The sequence below is a fragment of the Erysipelatoclostridium sp. An173 genome, assembly GCF_002160495.1.
Classification (GTDB): Bacteria; Bacillota_I; Bacilli_A; order Erysipelotrichales; family Coprobacillaceae; genus Thomasclavelia; species Thomasclavelia merdavium.
The window spans coordinates 36,033-47,656 of sequence record NZ_NFKR01000021.1 but is presented as its reverse complement, the minus strand read 5'-3'; the positions used below and the strand labels follow the sequence as shown (position 1 = coordinate 47,656).

Annotated in this window: 12 protein-coding genes; 3 read left to right on the top strand and 9 right to left on the bottom strand. The window is 30.6% G+C overall.

The features are described 5' to 3' along the window. A partial coding sequence (locus tag B5F09_RS09705) for a transaldolase family protein (protein WP_272482087.1) occupies nucleotides 1-216 on the bottom strand: 216 nt, incomplete at its 3' end. Nucleotides 217-234: 18 nt separating this feature from the next. Then, on the bottom strand, nucleotides 235-2,646 hold the full coding sequence (locus B5F09_RS09700) for a glycyl radical protein (protein ID WP_087373875.1): 2,412 nt from the start codon (nucleotides 2,644-2,646) through the stop codon (nucleotides 235-237). 181 nt (nucleotides 2,647-2,827) lie between these two features. On the opposite strand from B5F09_RS09700, the gene B5F09_RS09695 reads away from it, so the two are divergent. Further along, the gene (locus tag B5F09_RS09695; protein WP_087373873.1) at nucleotides 2,828-3,724 is read left to right on the top strand and encodes a glycyl-radical enzyme activating protein; all 897 of its coding nucleotides are present in this window, start codon (nucleotides 2,828-2,830) and stop codon (nucleotides 3,722-3,724) included. A 16-nt stretch (nucleotides 3,725-3,740) separates the two neighbouring features. On the opposite strand, the gene B5F09_RS09690 is transcribed toward B5F09_RS09695, so the two are convergent. Continuing rightward, nucleotides 3,741-3,965, bottom strand: a complete 225-nt coding sequence (locus B5F09_RS09690) for a hypothetical protein (RefSeq protein ID WP_087373871.1) — start codon at nucleotides 3,963-3,965, stop codon at nucleotides 3,741-3,743. Nucleotides 3,966-4,090: 125 nt separating this feature from the next. Continuing rightward, nucleotides 4,091-4,837 (bottom strand): DeoR/GlpR family DNA-binding transcription regulator, encoded by a 747-nt coding sequence (locus B5F09_RS09685; protein WP_087373869.1) that lies wholly within the window; start codon nucleotides 4,835-4,837, stop codon nucleotides 4,091-4,093. Between the two features lie 202 nt (nucleotides 4,838-5,039). Between B5F09_RS09685 and B5F09_RS09680 the strand changes: the two genes are divergently transcribed. Both B5F09_RS09680 and B5F09_RS09675 read left to right on the top strand, forming a co-directional pair. Then, complete coding sequence (locus tag B5F09_RS09680) at nucleotides 5,040-6,149, top strand: GTP-binding protein (protein ID WP_087373867.1); 1,110 nt, start codon at nucleotides 5,040-5,042, stop codon at nucleotides 6,147-6,149. After that, complete coding sequence (locus B5F09_RS09675) at nucleotides 6,149-7,090, top strand: GTP-binding protein (protein WP_087373865.1); 942 nt, start codon at nucleotides 6,149-6,151, stop codon at nucleotides 7,088-7,090. Before B5F09_RS09680 ends, B5F09_RS09675 begins: the two co-directional genes overlap by 1 nt. Before the next feature lie 45 nt (nucleotides 7,091-7,135). Here B5F09_RS09675 and B5F09_RS09670 read toward each other — a convergent pair whose 3' ends face one another. The 5 genes from B5F09_RS09670 to fabG form a co-directional block, all read right to left on the bottom strand. After that, nucleotides 7,136-7,831 carry a biotin--[acetyl-CoA-carboxylase] ligase gene (locus tag B5F09_RS09670; protein WP_087298796.1) on the bottom strand — a complete coding sequence of 232 codons (696 nt, stop codon included), beginning with the start codon at nucleotides 7,829-7,831 and terminating at the stop codon, nucleotides 7,136-7,138. Nucleotides 7,832-8,218: 387 nt separating this feature from the next. Continuing rightward, nucleotides 8,219-9,085: a DMT family transporter gene (locus B5F09_RS09665; protein WP_087373863.1), complete on the bottom strand. Its 867-nt coding sequence runs from the start codon at nucleotides 9,083-9,085 to the stop codon at nucleotides 8,219-8,221. Nucleotides 9,086-9,191: 106 nt separating this feature from the next. Continuing rightward, nucleotides 9,192-9,617: a 3-hydroxyacyl-ACP dehydratase FabZ gene (gene fabZ / locus B5F09_RS09660; RefSeq protein ID WP_087298890.1), complete on the bottom strand. Its 426-nt coding sequence runs from the start codon at nucleotides 9,615-9,617 to the stop codon at nucleotides 9,192-9,194. Between the two features lie 4 nt (nucleotides 9,618-9,621). Next, a complete protein-coding gene (fabF, locus tag B5F09_RS09655; protein ID WP_087373862.1) occupies nucleotides 9,622-10,863 on the bottom strand; it encodes a beta-ketoacyl-ACP synthase II in 1,242 nt (413 codons plus the stop codon). 8 nt (nucleotides 10,864-10,871) lie between these two features. After that, on the bottom strand, nucleotides 10,872-11,624 hold the full coding sequence (gene fabG, locus B5F09_RS09650) for a 3-oxoacyl-[acyl-carrier-protein] reductase (protein WP_087298793.1): 753 nt from the start codon (nucleotides 11,622-11,624) through the stop codon (nucleotides 10,872-10,874).

The window sequence follows — 11,624 nt, the reverse complement described above, 5'->3', positions numbered from 1 at the left end:
TTCTTTAACCATAGTTTCACAATCCAAACCAGTTACCTGGATATGCAAACTGTTTTCCATTCCAATCATTTCTCTGATTTTACGCATATGATCAAAGAAATTTTCAGGACTAGTTGCTTTTACTATTGAAGGATTACTAGTAACTCCTGAAATTGGTAAATACTCTACTGCTTCTTCAATTTCTTTTAAATCTACTGTATCAATTATAAATTCCACGTCTTAAACTCCTTTCATTTATAACGTTTGTTCTGTTCTCTCTATAATATCATCTTGTGTAGCTTTTGACAATACATTGAAAAATGCAGAATAACCAGCAACTCGAACAATTAAGTCTTTATGCTTTTCAGGATGTTTTTGTGCATCAATTAATGTTTCTCTAGAAACAACATTGTATTGAACGTGATAACCTTCTAATCGATTAAAGAACGTTTTAATTAACATTTCTAGTTTTTGTTTATTTTCATCACTCGATAACATTTGTGGTGTTACTTTTTGATTTAATAAAACACCTCCAGTAATTTCATGGGTTGGTAATTTAGAAACTGATTTAAATACTGCTGTAGGTCCACTTTTATCACAACTATGAGCTGGTGAACAACCTTCAGCAAGCGGTGTCTGAGCTTTTCGACCATCAGGAGTCGCCATTGTTGAAAATCCTTGTCCAACATTTGCAGAAATTGATGAAGTTCCCGCATAACGAATCCCGCCAATAGGTCCGCGTCCATAACGAGTATTTGGATATTTTTTCATTTCATCAATATAGCTATCATAAGCTTCAACAACTAATTGATCAACATAATCATCATCATTACCATATTTAGGAGCTTCATTGATTAACATTTTTTGAATCTTTTGATTTTCTTCACTTGTAAAGTTATCTAATAAAGCATCCCATAATTGCTGTTTTGTAATCTTCTTTTCTTCAAAGACTAATTTTTTAATTGCCGCTAAACTATCAGCCATATTAGCGATTCCTACTTGTAAACCTGAAATATAGTCATAGATAGCCCCACCTTCTTTAATCGTTTTTCCGCGACCAATACAATCATTTGTTAATGTTGAACATAAAACATCAGGGACATCACGTTCTGAAGCTAAATCAATTGCATTTTCAACAATAACACTCATTCTAGTTAGTTGCCGTACTACTTTATCCCAGGCATTCATCAAATCTTCGTAAGAATCCATTTCTGTAAAATAACCACATTCTTCGACAAATCGTTTACCACTTGTCATATCAACGCCATTATTCATTGCAATTAATAAGATCCTCGGAAAATTCATATAACTCATACCAGTACAGCGATAACCCCATTTACCTGGTACTGCTGTTTCAACACAACCAATCGCTGAATAATCATAGGCATCTTCTTCTTTAACACCTTTTTCGATAAATGAAGGAATAATTACTTCATCATTATTAAATGCCGGCATTCCAGTTCCTAACTTCATAACTTCGATTGCTTCATCTAAAAATTCCTGATTTATATTTTTATGATATCTTACTGTTAAATTAGGCTGTGGTAATCTAGTTTGAGCAATTGATTTTAAAACTAAAAATGATAATTTATTAACTGCATCTTTTTTATCACGAGTTTGACCACCAATAGTTACATTTTGATACATTGGACTACCAGCACTTGAAAAAGTATGTGACTGACTACGAACTTTATTGATCGTTAAAGTTTTGATCCATAAATTATTCAATAACTCAACCACATCGTCTTCACTTAAAATTCCATTTTCTAAATCATGTTTCAAATAAGGATACATATATTGATCAAAACGACCATAAGATAAAGAATGTCCATTAGATTCAATTTGTAATATTAATTGAATAAACCATACTGATTGAATGGCTTCTTTAAAAGTTTCGGCTTTAAAATAAGGAACTTTTTTGCAAATACGGCTAATTTCTAATAATTCATCTTTTCGCTTACCATTAGCATTTTCGGCTTGTTTTTTTGCTAGTTCACTAAAACGAGCAGCAAAAGTTTTAACTGATTCAATGACTATTAAAACCGCTTTATAAAAATGATATTTATCAATGTTTTCTGGTTTGCATAAATCTAAATCAGCTTTCAATTTTAAAACCCTGTTTTCATAGCTTACCAAACCATTTTCAAGAACATTTTGATAGTCTACTGCTAAATGGGCATCACCAGAATTTAATTTACCTTCCATACCAAAAAAACCAGTTTCCATAAATACACTAACTTCATCTGGTAATAAAGCTTCCCCTTTAGCTCTTAAATTATTATTTTCCCAAAATGGTGCAATTGATCTTAATGCTTCTTTAGTATCTTCTGTTATATAGAAAACATCCCCATCACGTTTTTCAAATAAATCAAGTTCATCAATAACGAATTTCATAGTATATTCGGGAAAAATTGGCGCATCTTTATTAGAAGATGCTTGATTTCCAACGATCAAAGTTTCATCTTCAATATAAATAGGCATTTTTTCTAAAATATTTTTTAACATTAATGCACGTTTCATTACTGCTGGTTGATTTTGATGCTTTTTATAAGCTTCAGTTACTAACAATGCTCTAGTTGCATCAATATATGGTTTTTTGTCTAAAACTGCTTCTCTAAAACTATTCATTCGTGGTGTTAAATCGCCAAAATGTTCAACATTTTTCATATTATCTCCTCCGTTGTTTCGTTTGAAACTAATAATTGTTTTATTTACAATATCATCATAACATTAATTAGCGTTTAGTCAAGATTATGTTTCATAAACAATTAAAATCACTTTCATTTGAAATTGATTTATTTACTTTTATAACAACCTATGATAAGATAATTTTAAAGGAGCAAATATTATGAACCAAGGAATCATTTTTAATATTCAAAAATTTAGTATCCACGATGGTCCTGGAATTAGAACGACTGTCTTTTTTAAAGGATGTCCATTAAGATGTAAATGGTGTTCTAACCCGGAATCACAATTAGATAAAATACAAATTTTATATGATCGAACTAAATGCACTCATTGTTTAAATTGCTTAAATAGCTGTCCTGTAAAGGCTCTTAGTTTAGTAAATGATAAAATTATTATCGATCATAAAAAATGTATCGGATGTCTAAAATGTGTTAATAACTGTTTAAATAGTGCTTTGACAAATGAAGGCGAATATAAAAATATCGATGAAATTGTTGATGAATGTCTAAAAGATGTTGCTTTTTATGAAGAATCTAATGGTGGTATTACCATTTCTGGTGGTGAAGCAATGTGTCAGCCAACTTTTTTAAAACAATTAGTTTTAAAACTAAAAGAACATAATCTTCATCTTGCAATCGAAACTACTGGTTATGTTGAATCGGCAACATTTCAAGAACTAGCTAAACTATTTGATTTATTATTATTCGATGTCAAACATGTAAATAATCAAAAACATATCGCTGGAACTGGCGTATCTTGTGATTTGATCAAGACCAATTTAATCTGGGCTTTAAAAAATAATATCTCTATATTACCAAGAATCCCAGTAATCCCTAATTTTAATGCCAGTAATGAAGACGCTAAAGAAATTGCTAGTTTTTTAGCCAATATAAAAATTAAAAAAGCTCAATTATTACCTTTTCATCAATTTGGTGAAAAAAAATATGAACTTTTAAATCGTAATTATGCTTTAAAAAATATTAAAGCCCTTTATCCTGAAGATTTAAAAGAATATCAACAAATATTTATCGATCAAGGAATTGATTGTTTCTTTTAAAAAATACAGACTTCATTTATTTAGTCTGTATTTTTTGATGATGTTTTTTATGATTTTCTAACCATTGTTTTTGTAGTTTTTCTAATAAAGATTTTAGTTGATCCTGCTTTTCTTTTGATAAAGCCGATAAAATTAAACTTTCATCTTTTTCATGTTCTTGCAGTTTTTCACTCTTGTGTTTAGCCACTTGGCCACAAATTGATAATAATTTTACTAATTCATTTTTACTTACTGATTTCATCTTATCCACCCTTCCTTAACAAAAAAAGAGTTGTGTCTCACGATTGGATTTACGTGATAACACAACTCATCTTGACTACTTAAATTATAACTACAATTACTATTTTCATCAAACGATATTAAATACTATATCGCGATTACTTCAATTTCTTGTTCTTCTAAATACAATTTACTACTTTCATTTATTTTATCATCAGTAATCACACAACTAACTTGACTAGTTGGTACTAAATTAACTAGACCAAGCCGACCAAATTTACCTGAATCACTAACAACGATAACTTTATTTGCTTGTTTGGTCATATCTTTTACCGTTTCCCCTCGCATAAAATCATTACCAGTAAATCCAGTTTTTTCATTAAAGCCATCGATTCCAATAAATAATTTATCCACAAAAAAAGGTTCCATACATCTTTTAGTAATTGGTCCAACCATAACCTGAGATTCTTGTTGATATTGACCACCAAGCAAAATAATATCAACATGACCGTTTTTTCTAATATAATCAGCAATAAATGCTGAATTAGTGATGATTGTCACATCTTTTTTAGTCTTAGCAATCTCTAAGGCTAATAAAGCACAACATGAACCAGATTCAATCATAATTGTTTCCCCGTCATTAACCATTGTTGCCCCGTAGCTTGCTATTTTCTGTTTAATATCATAGCGATAAGCTAAACGATTATTAATATCATCACTTTCATTTAGCTTAGCATAACCGTGTTCTCTAATTAAAATACCGGTATTTTCTAAATGATCTAGATCTTTACGAATTGTAACCTGGGATACTCCTAATAATTGCGATAACTTACTTACTTCTACTTTTTTATATTTCGTAAGTAAATCTAATATCTTTGTATGTCTTTCATTCATAACTATCACTCTCTTTGACAAAAGGATAACATAATCAAATTTTATTAGCAACTTTTCTTATCTTTTTATCACTTTCAACATCAAATTACTTACAAAACTTAAAACATCCATTTATATATTACTTTTGTCTTTTATGATAAGATACATCATTTGAACGATTAAATTCTTAATGCTATAATAGTCACGAATAGGAGATGATTTAATGACAAAAGTAGATATTATTTCTGGTTTTTTAGGGGCTGGTAAAACAACCTTTATAAAAAAATTAATTAATGATGTATATCAAGGTCAACAAATAGTTTTAATTGAAAATGAATTTGGTGAAATTGGTATTGATGGAACTTTTATGAACAATGCTGGTATTGAAGTAACTGAAATCAATTCCGGTTGCATTTGTTGCAGCTTAGTTGGAGATTTTGAAGCTTCATTAAAAGAAGTATTAGAAACTTATCATCCTGACCGCATCATTATTGAACCATCAGGAGTTGGTAAACTATCTGATGTGATCAAAGCAGTTGACGATGTTAACAGCGATGAATTAGAACTTGATAATTATATTGCTGTTATTGACGCTAAAAAATGTCGTTTATATACTAAAAACTTTGGTGAATTTTTCAACAATCAAATTGAATATGCTTCACTAATTATCTTAAGCAGAACTCAAGATGTTACTGAATATCAATTAGATGAATGCATTAAAATCATTAAAGATCATAATGATAAAGCAAATATTATTACTACACCATGGGATCAGCTAACAAAAGAAACTCTTGTTAATGCATTTAGTGATAGTGATAATTTACGAGATGAATTACTAGCTGAATTAGATGTTTGTCCAGAATGTGGTCATCATCATGAACATCACCACGACCATGACTGTGGCTGCGGACACCATGAACATCATCACGATCATGACTGTGACTGCGAACATCATGAACATCATCACGATCATGACTGTGATTGCGAACACCATGAACATCATCACGATCATGATTGTGGCTGTGGACATCACCACCATCACCATCATGCTGATGAAGTATTTACAAGCTGGGGTAAACAAACACCTAAAAAATATACTAAAGAACAGTTAGAAGCTATTTTAAAAGAGTTAAGTAGCGATAATAGCTTTGGCAATATCTTAAGAGCAAAAGGATATGTTGATAGCAATGAAGATAAATGGTGGTATTTTGATTTAGTACCTGGTGAATACGAAATTAGAACTGGTAATGCTGATTTTACTGGACGTATTTGTGTCATTGGTGAAAAATTAGATGAAGCTAAATTAGATGCTTTATTTGAGGGAGTGGCTTAATGAGTACTCGAGTATATATTTTTGCAGGATTTTTAGATAGTGGTAAAACTACATTTATTAATGATACTTTAAGTAATCCTGATTTTTATAATGGTGAGGATACTTTGTTAATTAGTTTTGAAGAAGGCGAAGTTCCTTATCAAGAAAGTATCTTAAAAAGAGCAAATACTAATTTAGAAATTCTTGATCATGAAAACTACACATCTAATGATTTAATGGCATTAGAAAATAAATATCATCCTACGCAAATTTTAATTGAAGCTAACGGGATGATGGATTTGAACGCATTTGTAAAGGAAATTGTTCCTGAAAACTGGAATGTTGTTCAAGTCTTAACAACTATTGATACAACTACTTTTTCAATGTATGTAAGTAATATGCGTTCTTTAGTATATGGGCAAGTTGTATTTAGCGATTTAGTAATCTTTAATCGTTATAATCGTAATGTCAAAAAATCATCATTACGGAATAATATTAAAGCTATTAATTCTAATGCTCAAATCATCTATGAGTTACCTGATGGTACTATCGATACTTTAAACACTGAAGAAGAAATGCCTTTTGATATTAATCGAGATCGAATTGAAATTCTTGATCATGATTTTGGTATTTTTTGTATGGATGTTATGGATCATCCTCGAAAATATGAAGGTAAGACAATTAAAATCAAAGGTAAATTTATTGGTTTAGACCGAGTATTAGATAATGGATTTGTCTTAGGACGACAAGCAATGGTATGTTGTGAGCAAGATACATCTTTAATAGGTTTAATTTGTATTAGTCCTTTAGCTAAAAAACTGATTCCTGAAGAATGGGTTAGCGTTGAAGGAAAAATACAAGTTGAATATGATACTGAATATCAAATGGATGTGCCAGTATTACCAGTAGATCATCTTGAAGTCGTTCCACCACTAGATAATCCTTATGTTACATTTGATTAAAAAAGAAGCTATAACGAATAAACCTTTTTATTCGTTTAGCTTCTTTTATTTACTGTGTAATGAAATCTCATTAATCAGCTTATTATGTTTTATATTATTACTATCGATAAAATCAACAGTACCATCTTCATTTAATGATGTAAATGTCACTAAACCATAATCTTCAAAGTTAACTTTTTTATCCTTTAAATAAGCAATATCATTGACATAATCAAGAATTTTATTATAACATCCTTGTTGATAAAGATTATAATAAATATTAAAATACGTTAACATTGCAATCATTAAAGACTTCACATGATACTCTTGACCTGTTTTCATTTTCATCGATGCAAAACTACCACTAATAGAATTAACATTCAAGCCAATTCCTACTATAATTCCCTTTAAATTTGATTCAAAAACAGCCTCAACTAAAATCCCGCAAATTTTCAAATCATCAACATAAACATCATTTGGCCATTTTATTTTTGCTTTGATTCCATAACGTTCTAATAAACCTACTACGCTACAAGCAGCTATTTGTGTCATTTTATGTAAATCCTGAGGGTTTTTAAAATCCTTAACCAAAATACTCATTAATAGATCTTCGCCCGGCTTGCTTTGCCAAACATGACCATTTCTCCCTTTACCACTGGTTTGATAATTACAACGTACAACACTTAAATTATTTAACCGGTCAATATTTTTTTTTACGTACTCATTAGTTGAATCCACTGTATCTAATTCGATATAACTCATCATTACCACCCCACTAGATACTTTTAATTATAATACAACCTTACCGATTAAACAAATAATTCGCTACATATCCGTATAAAAATATTATAAAGATTAATAATTTAAATCCAGGTCATTAATTTTATACCAGCAGATCAACTTTCTCATATTTTCTCTAAATTCTCATTTAAATCCTTATTAGCACCAACATAAATAAATATATCTCATCATCAACTTCTAACCCAATTTAAAAATAAATAACATTTTTTACAAACAAGTATATAACATAATTTAATAAACTTTTTAACATCAAAAATCAATCCTCTCCACGATACAAGACTATTTTTATAAAATCAATATTATCTATTAAAAAGACTTGATTTTTTGCACAATCAAGTCTCTTTACTATTATAATTCCACAGTTCTTCTACGTTGATATAAATAGCTAAATAAAGCCGCTAAAATAATAATTACATATCCAATAATACTCATTAAATCTGGAATTTGATTTAGAAAAACAAATCCTAAAATCGCTGCAAAAACAATCTGGCTATAATCGAAAATTGAGATATCTTTTCCAGCGGCATTGTTGTAAGCAGCAGTAATTGCAAATTGTCCACCAGCAGCCATTAAACCAGCCCAAATTAAAATTGCAGTTTGTGATAATGTCATTGGCTGATAATTGAAAATTAAATATGGTACTACACTTAAACAAGAAAAACATGAAAAGAAAAAGACAATTTTAGGACCAGAAACACCTTGTTTCCCTAATTGACGAACACAAGTATAAGCAATCCCAGCACCTAAAGCCCCTAATACCCCTATTAATGAATTAACATTATTTAAAATATTTAGAGATGGTTTAATTACAAATAAACTACCAATAAATGCAATTATTATTGATATTTTCTGAACTGTAGTAGCCTTCTCTTTTAAAAACAACGATGAACAGATAATTACAAAAAATGGTGATAATTTATTAAGCATTGATGCATCACTAACTAAAAGATGATCAACAGCATAAAAATTACATAAAATTCCTAGGGTTCCAAATATTGAACGTAATAATAACATTTTTAAATCTTTGCGATGATATTTAAATCCTTCTTTATTTTTTACTAATATTCCAAAAGCAAAAAAAGCTGCAATTAAATTTCTAAAGAAACTTTTTTGGATTGAAGGAATATCACCTGCTAACTTTACAAAAACATTCATAGCAGCAAAGAAGAAAGCCGCTAAAATTATATATATCATTCCTTTTTTAGTGTTATTCATAAAAGCCTCCATTATATCCATATGAATTATAACGAATTAAGTCTTCCTGTCAAACATTTTGCTTTAATAAAAAAGTGGTATCGCCATAGCCATACCACAGTATTTATTATTGTACTGCAAATGTTAATTCTGCCTTACAAACAACTTTTCCATCAACCTTAGCAACAGCTTCACCAATACCAATTGGTCCCTTTTGCTTTGTTAAATGACATTCCATTTCTAAAACATCACCAGGTGTAACTTGTCCTTTAAATTTACATTTATTAATTCCACCAAAGAAAGCAATTTTTCCTTTGTTTTCTTCTTTAGAAAGAATAGCAATACACCCTACTTGTGCTAATGCTTCTACAATTAAAACTCCTGGCATTACATGATGTTGTGGGAAATGACCACAAAAATGCATTTCATTAACACTTACACATTTAATACCTTTTGCATATTCACCTGGTTTATAATCAGTGATTCGATCAACTAAAGCAAAAGGATAACGATGAGGATTTATTTCTTGAATTTGATTACTATTTAATTCCATCTCTCTATTCTCCATATTTCTTAAATACAATTGTTGCATTATGTCCACCAAAACCTAAAGAATTTGACATAGCAACATTAACTTCTTGTTCTCTACCAACATTTGGAACGATGTCTAAATCACATTCAGGATCAGGATTTTGATAATTGATTGTTGCTGGAATATAACCTTCTTCAACTGCTTTAACACAGATTACACCTTCGATTCCACCAGCAGCACCTAAACAATGTCCTGTATTTCCTTTTGTTGATGAAATAGCTACGTTTTTAGCAGCTTCACCTAAAGCAGCTTTAATAGCTAAAGTTTCACCTTTATCATTTAATGGTGTACTTGTTCCATGAGCATTAATATAAGTTACATCTTCTGGTTTTAATCCAGCATCTTCTAAAGCGTTAACCATTGCTTTAGCACCACCAGAACCATCAGATAATGGAGCAGTAATATGATAAGCATCACAACTAGCACCATAACCAACCATTTCACAATAGATATGAGCACCACGAGCTTTAGCATGTTCTAATTCTTCAAGAACTAATATTCCAGCACCTTCACCCATTACAAAACCGCTACGATCAGCATCAAATGGGATAGATGCTCTTGCTGGATCATTATTATCACAAAGTGCTTTCATTGATGTAAATCCACCAACTCCAAGTGGTGTAATACTTGCTTCAGCACCACCAGCAACCATAATATCCTGGTATCCATCGCGAATATTTCTAAATGCATCACCAATTGCATTAGTACCACCAGCACATGCTGTTACTGGACAAGTACACATTCCTTTAGCACCTAAATCAATGGCAATATTACCAGCAGCTAAATTAGTAATAGCCATTGGTACAAAGAAAGGGGAAACACGATCATATCCTTTTTGTAAAGCTTTACTATGATCTTTTTCAATTGTTCCAATTCCACCGATTCCACTAGAAACAGCTACTCCAAAACGATCAGCATTAATTTTATCAATTTCTAAACCAGAATCTTTAAAAGCTTCTCTAGCAGCGATAACCCCAAATTGGGTAAAACGATCCATTTTACGAGCAGCTTTTTTATCAAGATAATCAGCTACATTAAAATCTTTTACTTCTCCAGCAATTTTTACTTTTGTTAGGGAATTATCATAATTTGTAATTTCTCCAATTCCACAAACACCGTCTTTAATACTTTTCCAAGTTTCTTCTACATTATGACCAATTGCATTAATTGCTCCAATACCTGTAACAACAACTCTTCTTTTCATCATCTTTCTCCTTACATCGCCATTCCGCCATCAACGTGAATAGTTTGCCCTGTAATATATTTAGCATCATCACTAGCTAAAAAAACAACTGTATTGGCAATATCGCTAACTTCACCTAAAGTTCCTAATGGAATTTGTTTAATCATATTTTCTTTAATATCATCTGGTAATACATCTGTCATTGCAGTTTTGATAAATCCCGGAGCAACAGCATTTACTGTAATTCCACGACTACCTACTTCACGAGCTAATGACATTGTCATTCCAATAATACCTGATTTTGTTGCTGCATAGTTAACTTGTCCAGCATTTCCCATTACACCAACTACAGATGACATTGAAATGATTCTACCATAACGTTGTTTCATCATAATTTTAGTAACATGTTTCATGCAGTTCCATGTTCCTTTTAAGTTTACATCAACAACTGCATCAAAATCACTTTCTTTCATTCTCATTAATAAATTATCTTTAGTGATTCCGGCATTATTTACTAAAACATCAATTCTACCAAATTCTTTAACTACTTCTTTAACCATTGCCCCAGTTTCTTCAAAAGAAGCAACATTTGCTTGAGCTAACATTACTGTTGCCCCAGTAGCTTCAAGTTCATCTTTAGTTTTTTGGGCAATTTCTTTATTATCACCAATATCAATATAGTTTACTACAATTTTAGCACCTTCACGAGCACATGCAAAACAGATTTCTTTACCAATTCCTTGAGCTCCACCAGTTACTAAAACTACCTTATCTTTTAATTTCAT